10 protein-coding genes are annotated in these 26,524 nt (G+C 65.2%); 6 read left to right on the forward strand and 4 right to left on the reverse strand.

Translation table 11 applies throughout. The annotated features are described in order from the left end of the window. The first annotated feature begins 67 nt into the window (after positions 1-67). On the forward strand, positions 68-2,248 hold the full coding sequence (locus ACYUME_RS12145) for an ATP-binding protein (RefSeq protein ID WP_460419034.1): 2,181 nt from the start codon (positions 68-70) through the stop codon (positions 2,246-2,248). A gap of 19 nt (positions 2,249-2,267) precedes the next feature. On the opposite strand, the gene ACYUME_RS12150 is transcribed toward ACYUME_RS12145, so the two are convergent. The 3 genes from ACYUME_RS12150 to ACYUME_RS12160 all read right to left on the reverse strand — a co-directional run bounded on the left by ACYUME_RS12150 (position 2,268) and on the right by ACYUME_RS12160 (position 6,618). Next, positions 2,268-4,463 (reverse strand): ATP-binding protein, encoded by a 2,196-nt coding sequence (locus ACYUME_RS12150; protein WP_460419035.1) that lies wholly within the window; start codon positions 4,461-4,463, stop codon positions 2,268-2,270. A 288-nt stretch (positions 4,464-4,751) separates the two neighbouring features. Beyond that, the gene (locus tag ACYUME_RS12155; RefSeq protein ID WP_460419036.1) at positions 4,752-5,972 is read right to left on the reverse strand and encodes a M20/M25/M40 family metallo-hydrolase; all 1,221 of its coding nucleotides are present in this window, start codon (positions 5,970-5,972) and stop codon (positions 4,752-4,754) included. Between the two features lie 127 nt (positions 5,973-6,099). Continuing rightward, positions 6,100-6,618, reverse strand: a complete 519-nt coding sequence (locus ACYUME_RS12160; protein ID WP_460419037.1) for a carboxymuconolactone decarboxylase family protein — start codon at positions 6,616-6,618, stop codon at positions 6,100-6,102. A 121-nt stretch (positions 6,619-6,739) separates the two neighbouring features. Between ACYUME_RS12160 and ACYUME_RS12165 the strand changes: the two genes are divergently transcribed. Continuing rightward, a complete protein-coding gene (locus ACYUME_RS12165) occupies positions 6,740-7,561 on the forward strand; it encodes an AraC family transcriptional regulator (RefSeq protein ID WP_460419039.1) in 822 nt (273 codons plus the stop codon). 8 nt (positions 7,562-7,569) lie between these two features. Here ACYUME_RS12165 and ACYUME_RS12170 read toward each other — a convergent pair whose 3' ends face one another. Further along, positions 7,570-7,887, reverse strand: coding sequence for a DUF2388 domain-containing protein (locus ACYUME_RS12170; RefSeq protein ID WP_460419040.1), 318 nt, complete (start codon positions 7,885-7,887; stop codon positions 7,570-7,572). A gap of 269 nt (positions 7,888-8,156) precedes the next feature. Here ACYUME_RS12170 and ACYUME_RS12175 point away from each other — a divergent pair, with 269 nt between their 5' ends. The 4 genes from ACYUME_RS12175 to ACYUME_RS12190 all read left to right on the forward strand — a co-directional run bounded on the left by ACYUME_RS12175 (position 8,157) and on the right by ACYUME_RS12190 (position 26,446). Beyond that, on the forward strand, positions 8,157-12,806 hold the full coding sequence (locus tag ACYUME_RS12175; protein ID WP_460419042.1) for an Ig-like domain-containing protein: 4,650 nt from the start codon (positions 8,157-8,159) through the stop codon (positions 12,804-12,806). 43 nt (positions 12,807-12,849) lie between these two features. Further along, a complete protein-coding gene (locus tag ACYUME_RS12180) occupies positions 12,850-17,346 on the forward strand; it encodes a Tc toxin subunit A-related protein (protein ID WP_460419044.1) in 4,497 nt (1,498 codons plus the stop codon). 84 nt (positions 17,347-17,430) lie between these two features. Continuing rightward, positions 17,431-21,081 (forward strand): hypothetical protein, encoded by a 3,651-nt coding sequence (locus ACYUME_RS12185; RefSeq protein ID WP_460419046.1) that lies wholly within the window; start codon positions 17,431-17,433, stop codon positions 21,079-21,081. A 283-nt stretch (positions 21,082-21,364) separates the two neighbouring features. Then, entirely contained in the window at positions 21,365-26,446 is a 5,082-nt protein-coding gene (locus ACYUME_RS12190; protein ID WP_460419047.1) for a SpvB/TcaC N-terminal domain-containing protein, read from the forward strand. Positions 26,447-26,524 lie beyond the last annotated feature (78 nt).

Genomic DNA, 26,524 nt, shown 5'->3' on the forward strand with positions numbered 1-26,524 from the left:
GAACGTTTTGCCCGCGCGGGGCTTCTTACCCACATGGGAAAGACAACGTGCCCGGGATTACCGAGACATGAAAGCGCGCCAGGAGAGCAGCACCGTCAAGCTGAAACCACCGCTGGCCTTCCTGCAGGGCGGCGGCGATGTCAGCCGCCTGCTGCAGGGCATGGACTGGCGCGATTCGCCCCTGGGCCAGCCCGACGATTGGTCGCCGGCGCTGAAGGCGGTGATGACCACCTTGCTCGCGGCCCAGGCGCAGATCGTGCTGTTCTGGGGCGCGCAGTACATCGCGCTGTACAACGACGCCTACCGCCCGACCATCGGCAACAAGCATCCCAAGGCGCTGGGGCGACCCTGCCAGGAAAGCTGGAGCGAGCTGTGGGATGACCTGGAGCCGCTGTTGCGCGGGGTACGCGAGACCGGCGAGACCTTTTCGGCGAAGGATCGGCCGTTCTACATCGAGCGCCATGGCCTGGGCGAAACCTCCTATTTCGATGTGTCCTACTCCGCCGTGCGTGAAGCCGATGGTTCGATCGGCGGGGTGCTGTGCATCGTCAGCGACACCACCGAGCGGGTGCGCTTCCAGCGCCGCCAGGACTTCCTGCTGGAGTTGCGCCAGGCGCTGCCCGGCGTGGGCGAGGCCGAGCGCATAGAAGCGCATGCGATCCGCCGGCTGGGCGAGGAGCTGGGCGCGGCGCGAGTCTGCTTCGGCGAGGACCAGGGTGATGGCCGGCGTTATCGTGTCAGCCAGGAGTGGACCTGCGGCGTGCCGACGATGACCGGGCTCAACCGCTATGCGGCATTCGGCTCCGGGCTTCATCGGGAGTTACAGGCGGGGCAGGTGGTGCAGCACAACTATGTGGCGCGCGAGCACGTGCCGGCGAGTCTGGCGGGGCTGTGCGCCACCCTGCATGTGCCGGTGCGCCGGGCAGGGCGGCTGGAGGCGATGCTCGCCGTGCATTATCACGCTCCGCACCTGTTCAACGAGAGCGAGTGTCACCTGGTCGACGAGGCGGCCAAGCAGGTTTGGGCGGCGGTGACCCATGCGCGCGCGGAGCGCGCCCTGCATGCGCTCAACGAGCAGTTGGAGGAGCGTGTGGTCGGCATGCTCGCCCAGCGCGAGGCCTCGCTGCTGCAGCTGCACGAAGCGCGCAAGATGGAGATGATCGGCCAGCTCACCGGGGGCATCGCCCACGACCTCAACAACATGCTGACCCCGATCATTGCGTCCCTGGAGCTGTTGCGCCGCCACCCCCAGCCCGAGCGTGCCGAGCGGCTGATCGACGGCGGCTTGCAGGCCGCGGAGCGGGCGCGCAACCTGGTCGGTCGGCTGCTCAGCTTTGCCCGCCGGCAAACCCTCAAGCCTCAGCTGGTGAGGCTGGGCGTGCTGGTCGAGGAGATGCGCGAGCTGATCGCCCGCTCCCTGGGACCGACCATTGCGATACAGGTGCAGATCGACGCGGATTTGCCGGGTGTGCTGGTCGATCCGCACCAGCTGGAGCTGGCCTTGCTCAACCTGGTGGTCAATGCGCGTGATGCCATGAGCGACGGTGGACGGCTGACCATCGCCGCGGGCCTGGGGGACGAATCGTCGTCCAGGACGCTGGGGCCGCACGCCGTCCAGCAAGTCTGGCTACGGGTGGTCGATACCGGTTGTGGCATGAGCGACGAGGTGTTGGCGCACTGCGTCGAACCGTTCTACTCGACCAAGGGCGTGGGCCGTGGTACCGGGCTGGGCTTGCCGATGGTGCAGGGCCTGGCGTTGCAGTCGGGCGGTGGCTTTGCCATTCGTTCACGCAGCGGCCAAGGCACCGAAGCGACCTTGTGGTTGCCGGTCTGCGAGGACGAAGCACCCGACCCGGTGTGCGCGCCCGTCGATGTGCCGCGGGCGGGCAGGGCGACGCGGGTGCTGTTGGTGGATGACGAGCCGCTGGTGCGTCGCGCCACGCGACTGCAACTGAGCGAGCTGGGGTATGTGGTGAGCGAGGCAGGCGATCCCGTACAGGCGCTGGCGCTATTGGACCAGGGGCTGCGCCCGGATGTATTGATGACCGACCATGTGATGGCGGAAATGACCGGAGTGCGTTTCGCCCAGCAGGTGCGCGATCGGCTACCGGCGCTGCCGGTGCTGATCATCACGGGCTATGCCAACCTGGCCCCGCGTGAACTGCATGGTTTCGAAGTGCTGCGCAAGCCGTTTCGCCAGGATGAACTGGCGCGGAGCCTGGAGCGCCTGCTGGGCGGGCGGGCGTGATCCCGCCTGCAGCAAGCCCCTACGGCTCCACCTCCCGAGCCGGGCCCAGCACCTCGCCGAGCATCCGGCATACCTGCTCGGCCGAGTAGGGCTTGGCCAGGAACGCAAAGCCCTGGTGCCCTTGTTCGGCGATGGCTTCGCTGTAGCCCGAGGTGAGAATCACCGGCAACCGTGGCTGGCTCTGGCGCAGCTCGCGGGCCAGGGCCAAGCCCCCCATTCCCGGCATCATCACGTCGGAAAACACCGCATCGAACGGGGTCGCCGCCACGGCGATCTGGGCCAGGGCATCCTCGGCGCACACCGCCCAGCTGATCTGGTAGCCGTGGTCACGCAGGATCTGTGCGATGAAGCCGCCAACGTCCGGATTGTCCTCGACCACCAGGATGCGCCGGCATGCGCCCTGCGGTGCCGCCTGCGCATCGGTGGCCGGTGCTTGCGCCAGCGCTGTCGATACCTGCGGCAGATACAGGGTGAAGGTAGTGCCCTGGCCTTCGACGCTGCTCACCTGGACATCGCCCCCGGACTGCTGGGCGAAACCGAATACCTGCGATAGCCCAAGCCCAGTACCGTGGCCGACGGCCTTGGTGGTGAAGAACGGATCGAAGATGCGTTCCAGCAAATGGGGCGCGATGCCCATGCCGGTGTCGATCACCGAGATCGCCGCGAAAGGGCCGGCCCGTTCTGGCTGGCCCCGCAGTCCGGGCATGGCCTGGTGCGTCTGCAGGCGCAGGCACAGGGTGCCCTGGCCGGCCATGGCGTCGCGGCCGTTGAGCATCAGGTTGATCACCGCGGTTTCCAGCTGGCCAAGGTCGGCGTGCACATGGCAGGGCAGCGCTGGCAGTTCCAGGCTGACCTGCAGCCGTGCCCCGGTGGCGGTGTCGAGCATTTCGGCCATGGCCGCGAGCCGGGCGGTGGCGTCGAACACCTGTGGGCTCAGTGCCTGGCGGCGGGCGAAGGCGAGCAACTGGCCGGTCAGCTTGGCGCCACGCTCGACGGTGTCGACCACGGTCTTGAAGTAGCGGGTGCGACGCGCTTCGTCGAGGTCCGGGCGCTGCAGGAAGTAGAGCGAGGAGCGGATGATGGTCAGCAGGTTGTTGAAGTCGTGGGCCACGCCACCGGTCAGTTGGCCGATGGCTTCGAGCTTCTGGGTCTGGCGCAGCACCGCCTCGGTGTGCAGCAGCTGGCTGGTGCGCTGCTCCACCCGTTGTTCGAGGGTGGCGTTCAGGGCTTCCAGTGCCGCGAGGGCCTGACGCACCTCAGCGTCGGATTGCACTCGCTGGATGTGCGCCCAACAGCGTTCGGTGACTTCGCGGATCAGGGTCTTTTCGTAGTGGGTCCAGATCCGTGGCTGCTTGTCGTTGATGGCCATCAGGGCGGTCAGGCGCCCGGCCTTGATCAGCGGCATGCACAGGGCTGCGGTGATGCCGATGCGTTGGAATGTCGCGGATTCGTGCGCTGGCAGTTGCGTGAGGTTGTCGTCGATCACCAACGGCTGGCCGGCGCGCAACTGGGTGACGGCCAGGCTGCCGAAGTCGGCCAGGCGGTACTGGCCGACCAGCCGTGGCGAACCGGGGGCGACCCAGTCGCCGCAGATGGTGAAGCCGTCCTCGTCGGGGTCCATCACGGCGTAGGCGCAACTCGACAATTGCAGGTGTTCGCCGAGCAGGCGCGTGGTGGTGGCCATGATGGCTTCGGGAGCGGTGGCGTTGGCTGTCGCGCGGCCAAGGCTGTCGAGAAAACCCAGGCGCAGGTTGGCGACCACGCTGGCGGTGGTCTCGGTGACCGTGTCGACCATGCCCACCACCTTGCCGTCATGATCGCGGATGGGGCTGTAGCAGAAGGTGAAGTAGGCGCGTTCCGGGCTGCCGCTGCGCTCGATCAGCAGTGGGAAGTCCTCGATGAACACCGCTTCGCCATCCAGTGCGCGCTGGGCCAGAAGGGCGATGTCGCTCCACGCTTCTTCCCAGACGTCGCTGAACGGGCGTCCCAGGGCCAGAGGCTTGTCGCCAAGAATCGGCGAGAAGGCATCGTTGTGCAGGGTGATCAGCTGATCGCCCCAGAGCACGGCCTGGGGAAAGTGCGAGGCCAGGCACAGGGCGACCGTGGTCTTGAGCACGTCGGGCCAGTGCTCCAGCGGCCCGAGAGGCGTGGCGGTCCAATCGTGATTGCGGATCCGTTCTCCCATGAGCCCGCCGCCGTCTAGCCATTTCGCCATGTGTTGTGCCGGTCCGTTTGAGTGAGAGCGTCAGGGTGCACCGGGGCGCGGCGCTTGGCGAGCGATTTGTTGCATGACCGTGGGTGCGAATGCCTTGCCCAGATCCCTCAATCTGGCGCGGTCCCTGTGTGAGGCTGCAGCCGCGAACACCGGCGCAGCAGGTGCCAGGCACCGCGTCGCTTGCTTCGCGGGTAAACCCGCTCCCACAGGTAATGCGCAGTGCATGAGACAGCGGGAATCCTGTGGGGCTTCAGCCGCGACAAGCCAGCTCCCACAGGCTGTGCGCTGCTACTTCGCCAGCTCGCGAATCATCGCCACCGTCAGGTACAGGCGTGGCGCCACGCTGGCCAGCTCCATGTACTCGTCGTCGCCATGCAAGCCGGCGCCGACCACGCCCAACGTCTCCAGTACCGCTGGCTTGGCACTGTCCGGCACATAAGCGTAGCCGGCGTCGGTACCGAAGCGCATGGCGATCGGCTCCAGCTGCTGCTCGATCCTGGCGTACAGCTGCTGCGCCGTCTGGGCCAACTGTGTGGAGGCGTCGTTCTTCGCCAGTGGCGGTCGGCCTTTTTCCAATACCAGGCTGACCTGGGTATCGGCCACTTGCTGTTTTTTGATGATCCGCTGGGCATCGGCCTGCACACGCTCGGTTTCGCTCAGGTCGCTATAGCGCATGTCGGCTTCGGCAGTGGCCAGCGCCGGGATGATGTTGGCTTTTTCGCCGGCCTTGGCCAGGGTCCAGTTGACCGTGGTGCCTTTGCTCTTGTCACCCAGGTCGTTGAGCTGCAGCAGTTGATGGGACAGCTCGATGAGGGCGTTGCGGCCTTCCTCGGGCGCCGACCCTGCGTGCGAGGCGCGGCCCTTGACCTCTAGCTTGAGACGGTTGATGCCGTTGGTGGCGATGGTCACGGCGTCCTTGTCCGGTGGCTCGTAGGAGAAGACGAAGTCATGCTTGCGCGCCAGCTCCGCGATGATCTGCCTGGAGCCGGCCGAACCCATTTCCTCGTCCGGGTTGAACAGCACGGTCAGGGTGCGGTAGCCCTTGAACTGCTGATCCTGCAGCAGTTTCACCGCGTGCAGGATCATCGCCACGCCACCCTTGGCGTCGGCTACCCCGGGGCCGTAGGCGCGCTCACCTTCGATGCGAAACGGGCGTTTGGCCACGGTACCGGGGCCGAACACGGTGTCGTAGTGGACCATCAGCAGGAAGTCCTTGCTGCCGTCGCCTTTGAACGTGCCGACGATGTTGTTGCCCACCGAGGGCGTGGCCGGGTGGGTCGTGACATCGGCGCCAAGGGCCTTCAGGCGCTTGACCAGCTCGGCGCCGACCTCGGTCAGGCCGGCCTCGGTGCCGGTACCGGTATCCACCGAAACCAGGGCCTTGAGGGTGTCGAGGTAGTGGGGCTGTTCGGCCTGGGCCTGTTGCAGCAGGTCCTGGGGCGAGGGCTCGGCGGCCTGCGCGGTGGCGCAGGCCAGGGCAAGGGAGAGAGCGGCAAATGGCAAATGCATGGGCAGGGCCTCGATCCATGATGAGTGTCGTTGTCATGAACCTGTCAGAGTAGACCCTGGCGGCATCATGGGCGTCGGTCTCACAAGCATTGCAAGCCATCGCCGAGCCCCTGCCCAGGGGCTCGACTCAGGCGCTGCGCGGCGGGAAGTCCACCTCGGTGCGCGCCACGTTGTTCAGGTAGTTGGTCAGCGTCATCAGGCTCACCTGGGCGATCACATCGACGATGCGCTCGTCGTCAAGCCCTGCGTCCCGCGCTTGCTGCAACACCTGATCGCTCACCTGGCCACGCTCGACGGTCACCGCGCGCGCCAGGACGGCGACGGCATTCAGGGTGCCGGCGCGGGCCGCCAGCACGTCGCCACTGTCCAGGCCGGCCTTGCGGCCGAGAAAACTGTGGGCTGCCACACAATAGTCGCAGCCGTTGACCTGCGAGGCGGCCAGGGCGACGACCTCGCGCTCGGTGGCGGTCAGGCTGTTCCTGCCCAGGGCCTGGGCCAATGCCAGGTAACCATTGAGCGCGGCGGGCGAGTGGGCCAGGGTGGCGAAGGCGTTGGGCACGAAGCCCAGGCCTTTTTCGACACCTTGCAAGGCGGAGCGGGAAGCTGCGGGGGCCTGGTCGAGAGTGAGGGCGGCGATACGGGTCATGGTGCTACTCCTGTGGTAGGGCTTGGGTATCAAGCTTGGGCACAGGTTACCCAGTGGGATTTGCCTTTCGGGTTCGGATCGTCCAGTTTGTGCGACAGATCGTCCAGAATTGGAGCTCTCGATGGACCGCCTTGCCACCTTGCTCGATCATTTCGCGTTTACCGCCTCGACCTTTCACCATGGTCGCTTCTGTGGGGTTTCCCAGTACGATGCGGCGCAGCCGGTCGGTTACGTGCACCTGTTGCGCGCCGGTCAGCTGCATTTCAGCGATGACCAGGGGCGGTCGACGCGACTGGAAGCGCCGAGCCTGATGCTGGTGATCCGCCCACGCGTGCATCGGCTGGTCGCCAGTGACGATGACGCCGCCGAGCTGGTGTGCGCGAGCCTGGCGTTCAACGGTGGCCCTGACAACCCCCTGACCCGCGCCTTGCCGGACGTGATGGTCTGCCCCTTGAGTGCCTTGCCTGGTGTCCAGGCCAGCTGCCAGTGGCTGTTCGCCGAGGCCCAGGGGGATGAGTGCGGCAAGGCATTGGTGCTCAATCGTCTGTTCGAGCTGATGGTGATCCAGGTGCTGCGCCATTTGCTGGGTAGCCAGAGCGTGCCGTCGGGCATGCTCGCGGGGCTCGCCGACAAGCGTTTGGCGCGAGCACTGGTGGCCTTGCACGAGGCACCTGCGCAGGACTGGTCGGTCGAGGCGCTGGCGGCGCTGGCCGGCATGTCCCGGGCCAGTTTCGCGGCGTATTTCAAGACGCTGGTCGGCGAGACGCCAGGCGACTACCTGGCCAGCTGGCGGGTTGGCCTGGCGCAGAAACTCATCCGTCAGGGACGGCCTCTGGCGTGGGTGGCCGGCGCGGTGGGCTATCAGAGCCCTTCGGCACTGGCGCGAGTATTCCGGCGCAGGACCGGGATGAGCCCGAGCGAGTGGCGGGACTCGCTCGGGTAGCCGCTCGGTCAGTGATTCGCCAACTTGTCGTCCTGTGACAACAGGGCCTTGGCCAACTCTTCGTCGCTGGCTTGCAGCCCGGGATTGGCCTGCCGAGCCTCGGCCAGCGCCGACTCCAGATAGGCACCGCGAATGGCGCCGCCGCTGGCGACGAAGGCCGACAGCTCGTCACGGGCGGGAATGACGCGCTTGTCGTCCTTGAAGGTGGAGTACAGCGAAGCGGAAATCCCCGCCGAGGTGGCAACGTCGCCGGCATCGACACGGGCCAGGGCGGCACCGGCGGGCAGCAGGAGCAGCAGTGAAGGAACGAGCAGCAAGTGGCGCATGGCAAATCCTCCGCGAAGGTGTAGCCAGGGGAGAGGCTGCATGTTGTATAAGAGGGTCGCGCATGGGCGGGAGTTCCACTTCCGCGCAAAGCGATCGTTGATCGACGTGCGCGGCCATTGATCATTACAGGTTCCGAGCGTTTGGCAACCTAGTACATCTGCGAGTTATCGCGCGCCCCCCTCAGCCCTAGCATCCAGTGAAGACAGCGACAGTGTCCCGTGATCGGGACTGTTCGCCTCTCTCACACCAAGGATTTCCCGGGGGCAACATGATTGAAGGTAGCGGTGAAAACCAGCAGGCGTTGCTTGCAAAGATTCTTGAGACCGAGCCAGGCCTCAAGACCAAGTTGAATACCGGCGCGCGTTCGCGGGCGTTTACCCCAAGCCTCGAATGCAAGAGCGCCGAGGGCTTGATGGCGCAGTTCTCTGGCCTGCATGCCTGCGAAGCGCAGCGGCTCAAGGGGCGTGTAGAAGTGGCGTCGGCGGCGCTGATGCGTGGCTTTCGCGAGCAGCGCCTGAGCGCGAGCGTGCGCCGTGCATCGGATGAGTTGAAAGGGGGCCTGGCGTTGACCACCGGGCCCACCTATGAAAACCAGTTCCTGCCGTCATGGGCCAGCAATACCCATCCGCAGGCTGTGGATGCCACCACTTCGCCGGCGGCCTATCTGATCGATATGCTCGCCTTCGCCCGCGACCATGTCGAGGCCCAGGGCGACCCGGACAAGACCCTGACTTTGCAGACCCGTCGCCCGGACCTGTTCGATCTTTGCATCGACGAGCAGTCCATGCACCTTGAGCTGACCCAGGTCGAAGTCGCCAGCCGAGTGCTGGAGCGAGCGATCGACGAGCACCAGGGCGCAATGGCGGACGAGGGCATCACCACTCAGGACAAGCTGCTTGACACGCGCTATCCGTTGAAGCTGTTCCCTTATGAAGCGTATTGGCAGCAGATTCGCACGGTGTTGGCGCACAACCAGCTGTCGATGAGCGACGTGGTGCGCCTGGCGGATATCGACAGCCCGTATTTCATCCAGCCTGGCGCCCATTCGAAGTGGTCGGATGCGGCGCTGCAGCAGGAAAGTTCGCTGGGGCCTGCGTTGCGTGCCCTGCTGATCGAGGCGCCTTACTTCGGTGGCGGGATCGGGATGTCGATGGCGGCGCGCGGTCGTCGCGTGCCGAGGGCGTCAAGGATCAACTCGCTACGCAGCATCGAGCCCACAGCTGAGAGCAATGAGCGTTTCTTCCACGACAACTTTGGTGTCCCAGGCTTTTCGAACCTGCAGAAAGTGGTGAGCTTCTGCCAAGCGCTGCAGATGAATCAGGATGAAATGGAGTCCCTGTTCGGCCTGGCGGCGCACGCCCCGATCCGCTCCGAAAACGTGCCTGAGAAAGGGGATGCCGGCCCGGTCACGGCGGACCTGTTCGGTGCTCGTTTCATCAACAGTGGCGAGGGCGAGCCGGTGGCAGTCGCCACTGCCGACCAGGATCCACAGCATCATGCGTTCGAGCGCCTGACCGAGTCGCGCTGTGACCGCCTCAACCGACTGGTGCGTTTGGCCCATGCGTTGCAGTTGTCCTACACGGAAGTGGATCAGGTGGTCTGCGCGGCGATCGATGCCGAAAAGCGTGCTGTTGTCGAGAGCAACAGAATCCAGCCTGCAGGCACACCGCTGTGGATGTCCGCCAACACCGTTCGCGCACTGGGGCTGTTCCAGTTCCTGCGCGAGCGTTTTGCCTGCAGTGCCGAAGACTTCTCCGCGCTCTTGTCGGACATGGCTGTCTACGGCACCGCGGACACGCCCAGCCATTTCGATCGCGTTTTCAACAGCGATACGACCAGCGCACTGGTGCTCGACGGCGGCCTGATCGATCTGAGCGACGAGTTCACCCAGGGCAAGCTCACGGTCGACCAGCTGTGCAGCGGCCTTGGCATCAACATGGAGACCTTCCGCTATCTGTCCCGACTGGTGATGCAGGGCCAGGGCAGCGAGCGGCTGACGCGTTCGCTACCGACCATCAGCGCATTCTATCGGGTGACGATGCTGGCCAAGCTGCTGTCGATCACCACGATCGAACTGCTGTCGCTGCTGGAGACTTTGAGCCCGGAAGGCCTGTATGGCCTGCAACTGGCCGGTGTTCCGCAGAACGCGATGTACCAGAGCTTCTCGCAGACCGACACGGTGAGCGTCATCCATGCCATCTGCCATTGCGTGCTCTGGTGTCAGGAGCAGGAACTGCCCATCAGCTGGTTGGTCCAGCAGTTGCTGCCGGTCGAGACGGCGGACGTGGTACCCGAGGAAGTCAGCACTCTGTTCGGCGAGCTCAAGAGCCAGCTGCTGCCGTTCCAGGAGTTGGAGCGCAGCCTGGCCGAAGCGGGCGTGCCTGCGCTGAAGACGCTGGGCTGGCAGGCCCAGTTGAAGCAGATCGTCGATGAGCAGGGCCTGATCAACGATACCGGAAACTCCGAGGAGGACTTCGACCCGCTGCAGTACGAGAATTTCGCCTCCCGGGAAATCAGCGTGGTGATCGAGCATCTGGCCAGTACGGATGATCAGCCGGACAACGAACTGCCGGCCTTGACGGCGGACGAAGCCGAACACCTGCGAACGCTGATCCTCGGGGTCGTGCTGCGTGCCCGTTCGCAGCAATGGGGAGTGGTGCAGGAACGCCTTTCCCAGTTGCTGGGGCTCAACGCCGAGCGGGTGATCCCGGTGATCTACTGGGCCGAGGGCAAGGTCCATACGTTGCTGGCCAGCGCGGCGAGCTTCGATCCGACGCTGGTGCAGTCGCAGGTGCTGAAGTCAGTCATGCCACTGATCCAGCGCATGCAGCGTTACGCCAGGGTCGCCAGCCAGTTCGAACTGAGCCCGGCATTCTTCTCCAGCCTGCTGGTGCGCGCGCAACAGCCAAGGTTCAGCCTCAATAGCACCGATCTGTCATTGCACACCCTGTACTTCCTCGAGCGCTACACACGCTGCCTGCGTCTGGCCAGGCAGTCGGAAACGCAGTTGCTCGGCTATTTCTCGCTGGTCGAGGCGATGGGCTCGTTGACGCCGAACGAGCAGCGTCTGATCAAGGATGCCGCGGCGGAGAAGATCGCCGGCTGGCTGGGTTGGGGCATTCGCGAGGTGCTCGATGTGGCTGCGCGGGTGTCGCCCGACGGCATCATTCGCAACCTCGCGCAGTTGTGCGCGCTGGTGGACACGCGCCAGTTGTGCGAGAAGACTGGGTTGAGCGCGGCTTCGCTGATGAATCTCAGCCGCCTGAGCCCTCACTCTGATACCCCAACTTACCAGGCGGCCGCGCAGGAAGTGCTCAGCAGTCTGCGCCGTGACACCGAGCAACGGCGTGACGAAGCCGAGTTGCGCCAGAGCCTGTCGTCGCGTTGCATGGTCAGCGAGCAACGACTGATTGCCCGCAAACGAGACGAGTTCAGCACCGTGACCCTCAGGCTGCTGGACATGAACAACCAGCCGGTCTCGGACATCCGGGTGGCGTGGGCAACCGACCTTGGCACTTTGCTCGATCACTACAGCTATACCGATGCCGACGGCGTGGCGACGGTTCAGCTGCTGGCCGGGCGGGAGATGGGCGTTGCCCATGTGAAGGGCACCTACTTGCTGGACAGCAGCGCCTTCGCGCCACCTGTGATGATCGACTGCGACGAGGAGTCGCTCGGTTTGTGGCCGATCGAGGGCAAGCCCTGGGAGCCTTGGGAGCTGGCCGGCAATCGCGGTCAGTACCGCTTCAGTGCGCTGCTGGAGGACCGCTACGGCAACCCCGGGGTCGATCGCCTGGTCAACTGGGCCACCGAGATCGGCACCTTCGTCGATACCGGCGGCGAGACGCTGACCGACAGCCTCGGCTACAGCCATATCGGCCTGCGCAGCCTGCGGCAAGGGACCGGCAGCGTCTCTGCCTGGTACTCCGCTGGCAATGCGAGCCCCGAATTCTTCGAAGTCGGCTTCGACGACCGGCCATACATCGGCTCGCTGGTGCTGGCCTCCTGGGCGGTCGCTGGCGACGAGATCCAGGTCAAGGCCACGATACTGGGCCTTGACGGCGAACCGGCAGCTGGCCAGGCGATGACCTGGACATGCACCGGGGCCGAGGTGATCCGCGCCTCGACCCACAGCGATGAAAAAGGGCAGGCTCAAGCCATCCTGCGTGCCAGGAACGCGGGGGGCGTGCAGGTGACCCTTGGGCTGCTGACCGATGATTCGTGGCCGCTCGAGTACCACTATCGCGAACTGTCCTTCGACGTGCTGGCCGATGCCACGCTGCGCACGGTGTGGGAAAGCGGCAAATGGCCAATGGCCGACGGCATCGGCGCCAGCGAATACGAGGTGCACATCTTCAGCTCCGACGGCAAGCCGGTCGAGCGCTACCCAGTGACCTGGACCGTCGAGCAAGGCGGCATCGAGCCGGTGGTGCGCTTGACCGGGCCCGAAGGCATCGCCCGCTTCAACCTGAAGAGCGATGACACCGGGGAACTGACCGTCATCGCCAGCTGGGGCGATCAACAGTCCCACCGCTTCTCGCCGGTGACGTTCCTGCCGCCGCTGCAGATGGAAGTCCTGTTCGACGGCGAGACCGTCGATGGCCCGATCACCATCACCCAGCCTTCGACGGGCACCTCGACACACACCCTGACCTATCGCCTGGCCGCCGATCATCCGCTGCTGAACGTGCCGATGAACCTGCTCTATTCCGGTCGCGACTCGAATGCTGCCCTGGGCCTGGCATTCAGCCCAGCCCTGGGTGCCGACAACCGCTTCGTCGGGCGGGAAGTGACGTGGCAGATCGTCAGCTCGACGACTTCGCTGCAGCACATCGCCGCCCTCCGACTGGGGCTCACCTACGACCAGGCGATCGCTCCGCTATGGACGCAGACCGCAGTCCAACCGCCACGCGACTGACCCCAGGCCCAACCCTTTCCGTCCTTTTTCAAGCGAGGTTCCCATGAACAGTGAGTTAACCGATCGGCTGTCGGAGCAATGGCGCGATGCGCTAAGTGCTTACGTCATTCATCACGTACTGCCCGACAAGCTACAGGCCGGGTCGTTGAACATGATCACGGCCGAACACCTGGACCGTTATTTCATGATGGACACCCAGGTCACGGCCAAGGTGAAAACCACCCGCCTGGCCGAAGCGCTGGCCTGCACCCAGACCTACATCAATTCGATCTTCAATAACATCGAGCCGGGCTACAAGCAGGATTTCGCCCCTGGCCTGATCGCTTTCTGGCAACAGGCCATGGCGAACTATTCGTTGTGGGCGGCCAACCAGATGCTGGAGGACTACCCGGAGAACTTCATTCGCGCCGAACTGCGCCTGGACAAGACGCAGTTGTTCCAGACCCTGGAGAACGACCTGGGCCAGGGCCAGATCACCGACGCCGCCGTGCAGAGCGCGTTGCTGACCTACCTGAACGCCTACGAGTACCAGAACAGCATCCGGGTGCATTCTGGCTACATCGATTACCGCGACGAGCGACTCGAAGCCGAACGCTTTACCGGCCATGCCTTCGCCAACTCGGATTACTACCTGTTGGGCAAGGACACCGCTTCGCCGCCCAAGTACTACTGGCGCAAGGTCGATATCCGCCTGGACCAGGCGTCCACCTTCGTCCAACCGGACGCTTGGGCGGAATGGCTGCCGATCGCCATGCCGGCGGGGACCACGGTGCTCCAGGCGCGTCTGGTGCTGTTCTGTGGGCGCCTGCATCTGGTCTGGCTGCACCAGGGAGCGCCGGTTTCCGTCGATACCGCCGGCACCGACAAGCGCTATCCACTGAAGCTGGAAGTGATTCACCTGGGGCTCGACAACCAGTGGTCCTCGCCCGAAGAACTCTGGAGCCAGAATGTCGAGGCCGGCGCCGATGGCGAGTTCGATGCGCAGGCCTACCAACTGCTAGCCCTGGCGCTGGGACGGGTGCGTGGCAGTGACGATCAGTTGTACGTCGCCTTGCGGGCCGATGGGGAAGACTTGTACAGCCTTCAGCGGGATGTATTGAAGCGCGAGGTCGCTGACCAGGATTTCAGTGCCAACGGCAGGTCCCGCCTGTTCAAGCTGTTCGACCATGCTGAGGGCAAGCTGGCGCTGCAGCGCCGCCTGTCCGCCAGCGATTGGTGGGTGGACAGCGTCACGCCGGGCGAGCAGAACGACCGCCACACGCTGCTCGATGCCCTGCTGACCGAGCACGGCGAGGACAGTCACATGCTGCAGCTACGGGTGCACTCCAGCGAGGAGCGCAAGGCGTTGAGGCCGGTGTCCATGCAGCTGTCCAGCGGAAGGTTGCACTGGCTTGGCCGTGGCGTCGAGAGCGTCGCTATCCGCACCACCGCCCAGGGCGGCTTCGAGTTCCGCTGCGTGGCGAGGTACCAGCCCGATTTTCAGCGCATGACCCTGAGTCATCCGGACCTGGGCGACGTCCATGTGCTCGCCAGGGAGTTCCAGCGCACGAACTACGGCAGGTACGAAGCGGTGACCGCGCTCGACCTGACGCGCCTGATGATCCCGATGACAGCCTTCACCCGCCGCTACATTCGCGATGGCGCAGGCTTTAGCGTCAGCATCGACCAGAATACGCCGGCCCCGCTCAGCGACTACACGAACTTCATCACCGTGGAGCCCGATACCGTGCGCCTGGACGATATGGAGCTGACCATCGACGGGAAACGCTTGTGGAGCGGCTCCTGGACCCTGAATGGTGGTGCCAGCAGTGCGCGGGTGGCGCATGAGTGGAGCGCGGGCTCGAACACCCTCGTGTGCCGCTTCGGGCAGCGTGGCGGGGCCATGTCCACGTTCACGATCACCCGCTCGCAGATGACGTCGCTTGGCGCCAGTAGCGGGCCTTACATTCATCAGCAGAGCAGCGGCACCGAGTTTCTGGTGTTCGATTTCATCGGCGGCGCCCAGAAACCGCTCGCCGTTCGGCTCAACTCCCAGCACGTGCCGGACCTGATCAATCGTGCTCAGGCCTCGCCCCGGGCGGTCTTCGCCTGGGACGCGCAACATCTGCAGGAGCCGCCCTACGTCCCGGACGAGGCCGGCAATGCCTACCTGAGCTGGCAGCGTGCTCCCGATGATCCGCTGATGAGCCTGTACGACGCCAACGGCATGTACCTGCGCGAACTGTTCTTCCATGTGCCGCACCTGATCGCCTCGCGTCTGCAGGAGGAAGAGCGTTTCGAAGAGGCGCGCCGCTGGTTGACGCTGGTGTTCGATCCGCAGCACCGGCAGGCTCCGACGGAAACCCCTGGGGTCGACTACTGGAACTGCGCCTGGCTGCTGCGTGACGACACCCCGGCCGCGGGTCTGGAGCATGAACTGGTCGATCCGCACGCCATCGCGCTGCACGCGCCGTCGCACTATCGCAAGGCGGTGTTCATCCAGTACGTGCGCCTGCTGATCGGCGAGGCCGACGTGCAGTATCGACGTCAGAGTCGCGACAGCCTGGCCAACGCCTGGCTGCTGTACCGTATGGCGGCGGACCTGATGGGCGAAGCGCCGCAGGCACGGGCGATCAACACCTGGCAGCCGAAAACCGTGGCCGCGTTGCTGGCGTCCATGCAGGGCGGGGTCTGGTCGGTGGGCGATGCGCAAGCCGTGGTACCGGCGGATCTGCCCAAGCAGCTGTCCACGTTCTTCTGGTCTGGCGTGGCGGCGCATCCGGCCTTCCGGCTGCCGGTCAACCGGCAGCTGCTGGATATCTGGCAGCTGTTGTCGCAACGCTTCCACAATCTGCGTCACTTCCTGTCGATCGAGGGCTCGCCGATGGCGCTGCCGCTGTATGCGCCGGCGGCCAATCCATTCGATCTGCTGATGGCGCGCATGGGCGGCAATGCCAGCTTGTCGCACCTGATGGGCTATCGCACGGTGGTACCGCCTTACCGCTTCCGCACCCTGGTGGCCAAGGCCCAGGAGGTGGTGACGACGCTGATGCAGTTCGGCGAGCAACTGCGCGGCTACATGGAGCAGCAAGAGCGCACCGAGCTCGAGGCGCTACAGTTCCGCCAAGCTGCGGAAATCGCCGGCTATACCATCGCCATCCAGGAGCAGATGCTCAGCCAGCAACAACAGTCCGAGGGTGTGCTCAGGGCTCAACGCGCCGCCACCACGCTGCGCGAGGAACACTACACGCGCCTGTACCAGGAGAACATTTCCGCCGAGGAAAGCGAGGCGATGAGTCTGCATGGCGATGGGCGAATCATGTCCAGCGCGGGGCATGCGCTGGTCGGCGCCTCGTTCCTGGCCGAGCTGGCACCCAACGTCTTCGGCCTGGCCAGTGGCGGCATGAAGTTCAAGGGCCCGCTGATGATGGCAGGCTACGCGCTGGATATCGCAGGTAGCGCGAAAACCACCGCGGCCGAGCTGCTGCGTGAGTCCCAAGGCTATCGCCGCCGTCGTGAAGAGTGGGAATTGCAGGCCAGGCTAGCGGGCAAGGAACGCGAGGTCATCGACAGGCAGTTGGACGTGCAGCAGCACGCCACCCTGGCCGCCGAGCAGGCTCTGGCTCATAGCCGCACGGCACTGGCGCAGGCGCAGCAGCTGTATGCGTTCTACCAGAGCAAGTCGACCAGCGTGTCGCTGTACCGCTGGCTGCGCTCTCAGGCCACGACCTGGCACGCGACGCTGTTCGATGTCGCGGTCAGCCTGTGCCACAGCGCCGAGGCATGCTGGCAGTACGAAACCGGTAACTACGACAAGCGCATTATCCGCACTCCGGTCTGGCAGGCCGATCGCCATGGCCTGAACGCTGGCGGCGAACTGCGCCTGGACCTGCACCGCCTGGAGGCCGAGGCGTTGCTGCGCAACGAGCGGCACCTGGAGTTGCGCAAGACCGTGTCGCTGCAGGCGTTGCTCGAACAGGGCCTGGTCTTCGATCGGGCCGGCGAGCCTGTCGCCGACTGGTCAGCCTTGCGCGAGGTGCTGGCGAAGGATGGCGAGCTGACCTTCAGCCTGTCCGAGGCGCTGTTCGACAAGGATTACCCTGGCCATTACTTGCGCCGCCTGCACAGTGTGGCGCTGACCCTGCCGGCTCTGCTGGGGCCATACCAGAACATTCGCGCCAGCCTGACCCAGAGGCAGAGCCGGTTGCTGACCCGACCGGATATCGAAGGCGTGAAGTTCCTGTCGCCGGAACTGGCGCAGGAGCAAGGCGACGGCCGTCACGTGATGATGAGCCTGCGTGCCCGCCAGCAGGTCTGCCTGTCATCGGCCGACCAGGACATCGGCCTGTTCACCTCCGCCGAGACCGACGACCGCTACTTGCCGTTCGAAGGCACCGGCGCGGTATCCGACTGGCACCTGAAATTCCCGCGTCATGCCGAGCAGGCCGAGTTGCTCGACGGACTCAGCGACATCGTCGTGGACGTCCAGTACTTCGCCCTGCATGGCGGGACGCAGTTCGAGGAGCAGGTCGACGCGCTGATGTCGCGGCCAGCACCCTGATCCCCCCATTCGACCCTGACAACAACGCCCCGTGCGCGAGCGCGCACGGGGCCAGCCCCACCCTGTGCAAAATTGGAGATCATCATGTCGCTACACATCATTGAACCCCTCATCCCTGGCCGCTCCTCGGCAGGGACGGCCGAGCAAAGCATCAGCCACTCGGTGCTGGACGCCCCTTCGTTCCCTCGGGGCAGCATCGGCCCACGCAGCGCCTGGCAGAGCCAGAACAACAACGGCTTCGCCTATTTCTCGGCGGATGACGGTGGCACTTACGTAGGCATCACCCGGAACAACCGGGTCTGGCAGGATTTCGAGCTGCCCATGGCGGCGAACCCGGCCAGCGAAGGCCGCCCGGACTACTGGCTGGGTTGCCAGTACAACGCCAGCTGGTTCGGCGAGTGCACGCTCAGCGTCTACCTGCTCGAAGGGCAGAACGAGACGGACCTGCTCTACCGGCAACCCATGCGCGGCGAGCCGCCGCAGGCTAGCCGTCGTGCGCTGCTCGACGACCCCACATGGCATGAGCTGTCAGTGGAGCGCATCGCCGTGCCAGCCGGCGCCCAACGTCTGCGTGTGGTATTCGAAACCCCGAACTCGGTGGGGCTGGCGTACCTGTACATCCGCGATGTCGTGTCGCAGTTGCGTCTGCCGCCGTTGGCGGGGGACATGCGCCTGACCGTGGACCCCGATGGCGGTGCGATCGAGCAGACCGGCAGCCCGCTGCTGCTGTGTCATGGCGCCGTGCATCGACTGGAAGTCAAGGCGCAGGACGGCAACCACTGGCAGGAGCAGAAACTCAGCCTGCTGTGGATGAACGAGGATGAGCGCCTGCCGGTGGAGTTTGGCGTGCACACGACCCCTGAGCTGAACCTCAACGACAACGACCATGAGGAAAGCTACCAGCCGCTGCCCGCGTTGACAGGCGCGCATTGGGACATTCATGCGCAGGCCCAGGAGGTGCTTTCCGGTGAAGTAACGCTGGGTCTGGGCAGCTACTGGCAGGCCCTCAAGCATGAGCTGCCAATGCAGGTCGGCGACTTCCGCTACGACGTCGTCGATCTGCAATGGGACGGCGTGGTGCCGATCGTCGAGCTGGGCAACAGCACTCGCCTGAGCGCCGTGGTGAAGAGCCCTTTCGCGCCCGAGCGTGTGCTGGCAGGCAAGGACGTGAGCTGGCTGCTGAACGACAAACCCTACTGCACGGTGCCGACGGACGAGCAGGGCCGGGCGGTGCTGAACTACAAGCCTGCGCCGGGCGACCTCGGCCCTGATGACCGCCTGGTGTTCAAGGCCTGCTGTGAAGATGCGCTGGGGCAAGCGAGCGAGCGGATCAGCGCGATCCCGGGCTTTCTCACCTCGCCCTGGACGGAGCAGCTCGATGTGCTGTTCAACGGCGAGCCCATCAGCGACTTCGATGCATTGAACCTGCGCCTGACAAGCATCGGCAGCCACACCCTGACCTTGCGACCGAAGCGCGCTGGCAGCTTTTTCGATGGCTTGCCGGTGACCTTGCAATGGCCTGACGGCCAACCGCAGCTGGGCATCACCTTGAGCCCGACCACGGCGCAAACCATGACCGCGCAAGGTGTCAGCTGGCAGATCGTCAGCGGCATGGAGCAGGGCACGTTCAACCTGGAGGCGGCGACGGCCAGCCTGGGCATGCCGCTGTCCCTGCGTGGCGTGCGGATATCGGCCAGCCTGGCGGACGAAGTCGAGTTGCGCCTGGCGGGGGCGCCCGTGACGCAGCCCGCGCTGTTCCGACGCGGTGAGGCGCAGACGCTGTCCATCGTGCCCAAGCCCGGCAGCCTGCTGGGAGAAATGAAACTCGACACCTGGTTGAGCTTCACCGACGGTAGCCTGGTACCGGGCAACGTTGGCGCAGTGCCCGCCTATGGCAGCAGGCAGGCGTTCCAGCCGGGTGGGCTGAGCTGGGCGTTGACCGGCGCGGACCTGAGCGGCACCTTCGGGCTGCAGATCCACATGAACGGTTTCCCTGAACCGCTGGTGGTCGATCGCTGCGTATTGATCTCCGCCGATCTGGCCGACGAGGTGGAGCTGACGTTCGAGGGTGACGAAGTACCTGAGGGTTCTTCTCCCGTTCTGCGGCGTGGCGTCGCCAGTAGGATGCGCGTTGCGCCCAAGGCTGGCAGCCCGCTGGAGTTGCTCGGGCGCGCCGCCAGGCTATCGTTTACCGGCGGTAGCCTGACGGAGGACAACGTGCCAGCTGCACCGGCTTATGGCGCGCCACGGGTACTGACCAGCGCCGGTCTGGACTGGTCGCTGACCGGAGAGCAGGTAAGCGGTGCGTTCACGTTGAATGTGCATGTGGAGGGTTTTGATAGCTCTCTGGCAATGTCCGATTGCCTGCTGCTGTCCTCGCACCTGAAGGATGAGGTCGAGCTACGGTTCGACAGCGCGTCCGTGCCCGGTGACCGCTCGCCAATTCTGCGGCGTGGCGTGGCCAGTCGGCTCAGTCTGGCGCCTCGACAGGGCAGTCCATTGGGACAGGCGAGGCTGGAGGCCTGGTTAAGCTTCGCCAATGGCAGTCTGAATCCTGGCCAAATAGTGGCGTTACCGGCATACGACGACTCGCGGACAGTCACCGATTCAGGCTTGGACTGGTCGCTGACCGGTGCGAACGTGAGTGGCACATTTGGCCTGGAAATTCGCATGACGGGCTTTGCGTCAGGATTGCAGCTGCCCAGTTGCATACTGCTGTCGCAAAACTTGAATGATGAAGCCGAGCTGAGGCTCGATGGCCCGCTCCCCGCGCCGGGCTCTCCCCGGATCTTCTGGCGTAGGAGATCCCGCCAACTTCGCATGGAAGCCAGGGCCAACAGTCCCTTGCGGCAGGCCGGCCTGCACGCCTGGCTGCAACTGGCCAGTTCCCTTGGGCCGAACCAGGTGACAGCCGCACCGGCTTACAGTGAACAGCGGGCCCTTACGGGGGCTGGGCTGAACTGGTCGGTGGCAGGGCAGAATGTTAGTGGTGAGTTTGCTCTGGAAGTTCATATGGATGGATTCTTGGCACCATTGACACTGCCCGACAATATACTGATGTCGCCGGATTTAAATGATGAGGCTGAGTTGAGAAGGATGACGGGGGATGAGGATCTCAAGGTATTTCGGCGGGAGGTGCCAAGAACGTTGCAGCTTTATCCCAAGGCCGGCAGCCCTTTGTTTCGATCGGGCTTGAATATCTGGATGAGCTTTGATCAGGGTACCCTGAGCCCGGCTGACGTCAGCGCGGCACCGAACTACAACAGTAGGCGGGTAATTTCCTATCCTGTGATCTGGGCACTAACGGGAAGGAATGTAAGTGGTGTCTTTGGTTTGAATGTCTTTGTGGACCAGTTCGAGGCCCCTCTGAACGTTTCGACATGCCTCCTCTTATCTACTCGTCTTGAAGATGAAGCGCTATTGAGGCTCGATGGCGTGGAAGTAGCGAACAATTCTTCACATAGTTTCTGGCGCGGGGTGCAACGTAATATCAGCCTCGTGCCAAGGCCCGGAAGCCCACTGCGGTTCTCGTCGCTTACGGTCAGCCCTGGCATGAGCGGAGACATGCAGACCTATCATGTAAAATCTTCGCCTAGTTTAATTAACCGAAGGACGATGAACACAAGTTTGACATGGACCTTTGAGGGGCTTGTTAGGACGGGGATTTTTAGTATTAGTTTTGCTGGGCGTGGATTTACATCAAATCTCCATCTTAGAGATAACATCATGCGCTAATTCTTGAGCGCGTGGCTTCCGCCTGATGTGTCATGGGGAAGGGCTTATGTGTAGTTGCGCGAGGCACGTATCCTGTGATGGCAAGGCAATGAGTGCTGGCCTCGATTGGTTATGTCGAGTCAGACGAATGATATAAATGGTTACTGTTGTAAGGTTCTGCGTCTTGAGTGTTGCTCAAGGCGTGGGCAGCGCTCCGCTTGAACGATTCTTGTAGTGCGCTGAATACTGAACACGTATTAAAGACTTGCCCCGTCCAGCGTACGGGGCAAGTTCGGAGATATCCATGTCTGAGCAAACTGTGCCTGCGACCTCGCAGGATCAACGCGCACCGTTTTATACCCCGCCGTCACTGCCCAAGGGCGGCGGCACCGTTTCCGTCGGCGGCGGCATGCTGTCCAGCGGCGGCCCCGATGGCGCCGCGGGCTGGCAACTGCCGCTGCCATCACCGGCTGGCCGCGCCTTGTCGGCCAGCCTGGCGCTGCAATATTCCTCTTCCGGCGGCAACAGCGCCTTTGGCGCTGGCTGGGAATGCAGCTTGCCGTCGATCTACCGCATGACCCGCTTCGGCTTCCCTCGATACGCGGGGAGCGACCGCATGGTCGGCCCTTCCGGCGAGGAGATCCTGCTGGCCGGCGCGGCCCGTCGGAGCACGCACCTGCCGTTTTCCAACGACACGGGCGCCTATCGGGTCACACCCTGGCAATCGCGCACGGGGGGCCTGATGGAGCGCCTGGAACACTGGGTGGACGAAGCTGTGGCCGGGGATCCCGGCTTCTGGCTGCACTACCTGGCCGACGGCAGCCTGTCGCTGTATGGCTGGTCGGCCGGCGCCCGCCTGCGCGACCCGGAAAATCCCGGGCATGTCGCCGGCTGGCATATCGAAGAGACCGTCTCCGCCCGTGGCGAACATCTGGTCTACCGTTACCGCGACGAGGACGACCAGGGCTGCGACGCCCTGGAACTCGCCGCGCACCCGCGGGTGGCCAACCTGTACCCGCAGGCGGTCTATGCCATGAACGCGACACCCTCGCAGGCGTTGCTGATCCCGCGCGATGGGTTCGACGCAACCGACTTCCTGACTTTCACCGTGTTCGACTACGGCGAGCGCGGCGCCGACCCTGACACGCCACCTGCGCCGCATCCAGTGCGCGATTGGCCGGTGCGCGAGGACCGTCATTCGTTCTGGCGCTACGGCTTCGATGTGCGTCTGCGTCGTCTTTGCCGGGACGTTTTGCTCTGGCACCGTACCGCGCGCATGGCCGGCCAGGCCGACGATACGCCCGAACTGGTGAGCCGCCTGCACCTGCAATACGACAGCAGCCCGGTGGCCAGCATCCTGGTGTCCGCGCAGCAGTTGACCCACGAGCCGACGAGCCGACTGCCTCCTCTGGAGTTCGAGCTGACCCAGCCAGGCAGGGCGCAGCCGGGCTGGGAGACGGTAGCGGAACTCGATGGCTTCTGGTCGCCCGCCTGGCAGATGGCCGACCTGTACGGCGACGGCATCCCTGGGTTGCTGTACCTGGAGGAGGGGGCCTGGCACTACCGGACTCCGCAGCGCAAGGTCGGTAGCCAAGACGCCGTCACCTGGGGCGCGTCCGCGCCACTGCCGCTGCGTCCGGGCAATGCGAGCGGCACCCTGGTCGACCTGGACAGCGACGGCAGGCCCGAGTGGTTGGTCACTGCCGGTGGCCTGCGCGGCAGTTTCACCCTGGCCCCGGATGGCACTTGGGGCGGCTTGGTGCCCCTGACGGCGCTGCCGGTCGAATACGCTCATCCGCTGGCGCAACTGACCGACCTGACCGGTGACGGCAGGCCGGACGTGGTGATGCTGCGCGCCCTGGGCCCCCGTAGCGTTCGCCTGTACCCATCGGCTGGCAGCGCGGGATGGATGGCCGCCATGACCTCGGCGTACAGCGGGCGAGAACCGTTGCCGTCGGTGGACGACGCGGAGCGTCAGCTGGTGGCTTTCGCCGATCCGGCCGGCAGTGGCCAGAACCACCTGATGCGCATCACCGGCGACAGCGTGACGCTGTGGCCGTCGCTGGGCTACGGCAGGTTCGGCGAGGCGCTGGCCATCCCCGGCTTCGCGGTGGACGACTTCACGGCCGCGCGGGTACTGCTGGCCGACACCGACGGTGCCGGCACGACGGACATTCTCTACCTGCAGGCCGACGGCATCCGTGTGTTCATCAGCCAGTGCGGCAATCGCTATGAGGAGCGTGAGTTTGTACCGGCACCTGAAGGCGTGACGCTGGATCCGACCTGCAAGCTGCAGGTGGTGGACCTGCAGGGCCAGGGCACGGCGCAGCTGTTGCTGACGGTCCCGCGCCACGGCCCGGACAACGCGCCGCGCAGCTGGTTGTATCGTTTCAATGACCAGCGGCCCTGGCTGCTGGAAACCGTCGTCGACAATGCCGGCAGCCGCACCCAGCTGACGTATCGCAGTTCGGCCCAGGCCTGGCTCGACGAGAAGGCCGCCGCGCAGGCCTGCGGCGATCCGGCTCCGGTCAGCCATCTGCCGTTTCCGGTGCACACGCTCAGCCGGGTGACGATGATCAATGAAATTACCGGCCTGTGCCTGGGCAGTGAAACCACTTACCTGGGGGGCGTCTGGGATGGCGATGAGCGCGAGTTCGCCGGTTTCACCCGGTTGATCCAGACCGACACCCACGCCATCGCCGAGGCGACGGCGGCGCAGCTGTCGCCTCCGGCGCGGGTCTGTACCTGGTTCCATTCGGGCGTCGAGGCGCGTGACGCGATCGCCCAGGACGCCTGTACCGACATGGACGCTGCCTTCCCCCAAGGCCCGCTGCGCTTCACTCGCTGGACCGACCAGGGCGAGCAGGTCTTCGACCCTGCTCCGGACCTGCGTGCCTGGCTGTACCGCGCTGTCCGTGGTCAGGTCATGCGCACGGAGGTGTATGGCGATGACGGTGACGCGCGGGCCGACCGGCCTTACCGCGTCGAGCGGTCGCGTCTGTGCATTCGTGCCCATGCCAGCGCCGACAGCCTGCGGCCGTCGGCGCTGGTGACAGCGCAGCAGAGCCTGACGTTCAACTGCGAGCGCATCACCGAGGACCCTGTAGTGACCCAGGCCATCGTGCTCGAGCAGGACGCGTACGGGAATGTGCGGCAGAACGTCGCCATTCACTATCCGCGTCAACTGAGCGCCGAAGATCTGCGCCGGGAGGAGGCCGCGCGGCGCATCTATCCCGCCAGCCTGCCCGAAGGCCTGATCGAGGCCAGTTGCGATTCACAGCAATACACCTGCTGGGTCGATCTCACCCGCGCCACCGTGCACAACCTGCTGCAGGGCGATGACTTCGTCATCGGCCTGCCGGGAAGCACGCGACGGGATGTGCTCAGGTTCGCTGGCGCCGATGTGCCGCCTGGCGGGTTCAGCGTGGAAATGCTGCAGGAGCAGGGCCTGCCGCTGGACGACCCCGACAGGACCACCCTGGCGGGCTACGAGAAGGTGCTCTGGCGCGGCGCCGATGGCTGTGGCGTGTCCTCCACGCCGTCACGTCAGGCACTGGTGGCCTACACCCGTACGGCCATGCTGGACAAAGCCTCGCTCGATGTCTTGCGCTCCACGTTCGAGCAGACCTTGTACGAGCTGGTAGAGGACGGGATGGGCGCGGCCGATCCGGCGGTGCTGGGGCGTGTGCGTCAGCGTATGCCGGCCATGGACCAGCCCGAGACGCTTTATGGACTGCTGCTGGCGTATCTGCGCACGGCGACGGTGGACGAGGAGGGTTGCCAGTTGTTGCGTCGCGCGCTGAAGACGGTGATATCCGTGGATGCGTTGCGTGAGCGGTTACTGGCGGCGCCGGCAGCCGAGCTGCCCGCAGGGCTGCAGGCGGCGCTGCCCGGCAAGAGCCGGGTCGCGGATGGCGATCTTGGCGCCGTGGTGGCCTGGTTCGGCCGTCAGGAGCCACAGGGCAGCCCGGTACTGACAGCGCTTCAGGGGGCCGTCGCCAGCGCCTTGAGCGCCACGTCGGCCGATGCGCTGTTCTGGCGCGCGCTGATGGCCGTGCTGAACTCGGCGGACCTGGCCAGGGAGATGGCCGCTGAGGCCCAATCGTGGCTTGACGAGGTGCGCGCATGGCTTGGCACGCCGGTGCAGGCGCAGTCGCTGGCCGAATTGCTCAGGCGCGGAGGCTATGTCGCGATGAGCCGGCCCGAGGACGCGCCGGAGCTGGCCGACCCGCAGGATCCAGAGGCGCTCGGCGCGCCCGCAATCCCTGGCCTGCCCCGGGTCGAAGAGGCGTTTGCCGGTCACCACGGCATCACCGCCTACCAGGGCGCGGCGCATTTCTGGCAGCCGGCCATGGTGCAGGAGAGCACGGTGACGGGGCCCAGCCGGTTGCTCTACAGCGCGCATGACATCACGGTACGCGAGGTGACCGACGCCGCCGGGCTGACCTCCACGGTCGAGGCCCATGACTGGCGCTTCCTGGTGCCGGTGCGCCTGAAGGACGCCAACGACAACATCACCCAGGCCACCCTGGACGGCTTGGGGCGGGTGGCGCATACCCGCTTCCATGGTACCGAGACGCCGCCCGGTAGCGACGCTGCGGTGGTGACCGGGTACAGCCCGGACCTGGCCTTCGAGCCGCCACTCACCGTCGAGCAGGCGGTGGCGCTGAACCAGACCAAGGGCGTGCCGGTGGCCATGGCCTTTACCGTCGTGGCCGACAGCTGGATGCCGCTGGCGCTGCGTCCGGACGGCAGCCTCGATGAGCGGCGCCGTTGTGGCGTCTTGCGCTGGCGCCGTGAAGCCGAGCGCCTGCGCCGTGACGGCATCGCACCGTCATCGGGCCTGACAGGCCGCGTGCCACCCCACGTCATCCGCATTCAGACCGATCGCTACGATAGCGATCCTGAGCAGCAGGTGCGGGTGCAGGTGACGCTGAGCGGTGGCGAACAGCTGCTGCAGACCGCCATCCTCAACCCGCCCGGCAAGGCGTTCGTGCGCACCGACGAAGGTGCCCTGCAAACCGATGACCGGGGGTGCGCGGTAGTCGCGCACGCGTCGATCCGCTGGGCGGTTACCGGCAAGACCCGGTTCGACAACAAGGGGCAGGCGGTGCAGGTGTGGCTGCCGTTCTATCTGGACGACTGGCGTTGGGTCAGCGACGACAGCGCGCGTGAAGGGATCCATGCCGACCGCCATGTGTACGATGCGCTGGGGCGTGAGTCCAGGGTGATACGGGCGTCCGGCGAGGATGTGCTAGGGCAATGGGCGAATTACGAGCGGCGCGAGCAGGTATACCCCTGGTTCACGGTGCGCGAGGACGAGAACGACACCTGGCAAGAGGTCGTCGAGCAGGCACGGTTGAAGGCTCGTAGCACCTTGCATTGAGCATGTGCTTGCGAGTTGCAGGGCGTGCAGCCGGGGCGCATGCATTGACCCCGGCTGCAGCGCGGTCTGCGCGCTTTT

The sequence above is a fragment of the Pseudomonas sp. microsymbiont 2 genome (assembly GCF_054788395.1).

Coding starts and splice junctions, on each gene's coding strand:
- ACYUME_RS12145 (WP_460419034.1), top strand. CDS start 68: ATGAAAGCGCGCCAGGAGAGCAGCACCGTCAAGCTGAAACCACCGCTG.
- ACYUME_RS12150 (WP_460419035.1), bottom strand. CDS start 4,463: ATGGCGAAATGGCTAGACGGCGGCGGGCTCATGGGAGAACGGATCCGC.
- ACYUME_RS12155 (WP_460419036.1), bottom strand. CDS start 5,972: ATGCATTTGCCATTTGCCGCTCTCTCCCTTGCCCTGGCCTGCGCCACC.
- ACYUME_RS12160 (WP_460419037.1), bottom strand. CDS start 6,618: ATGACCCGTATCGCCGCCCTCACTCTCGACCAGGCCCCCGCAGCTTCC.
- ACYUME_RS12165 (WP_460419039.1), top strand. CDS start 6,740: ATGGACCGCCTTGCCACCTTGCTCGATCATTTCGCGTTTACCGCCTCG.
- ACYUME_RS12170 (WP_460419040.1), bottom strand. CDS start 7,887: ATGCGCCACTTGCTGCTCGTTCCTTCACTGCTGCTCCTGCTGCCCGCC.
- ACYUME_RS12175 (WP_460419042.1), top strand. CDS start 8,157: ATGATTGAAGGTAGCGGTGAAAACCAGCAGGCGTTGCTTGCAAAGATT.
- ACYUME_RS12180 (WP_460419044.1), top strand. CDS start 12,850: ATGAACAGTGAGTTAACCGATCGGCTGTCGGAGCAATGGCGCGATGCG.
- ACYUME_RS12185 (WP_460419046.1), top strand. CDS start 17,431: ATGTCGCTACACATCATTGAACCCCTCATCCCTGGCCGCTCCTCGGCA.
- ACYUME_RS12190 (WP_460419047.1), top strand. CDS start 21,365: ATGTCTGAGCAAACTGTGCCTGCGACCTCGCAGGATCAACGCGCACCG.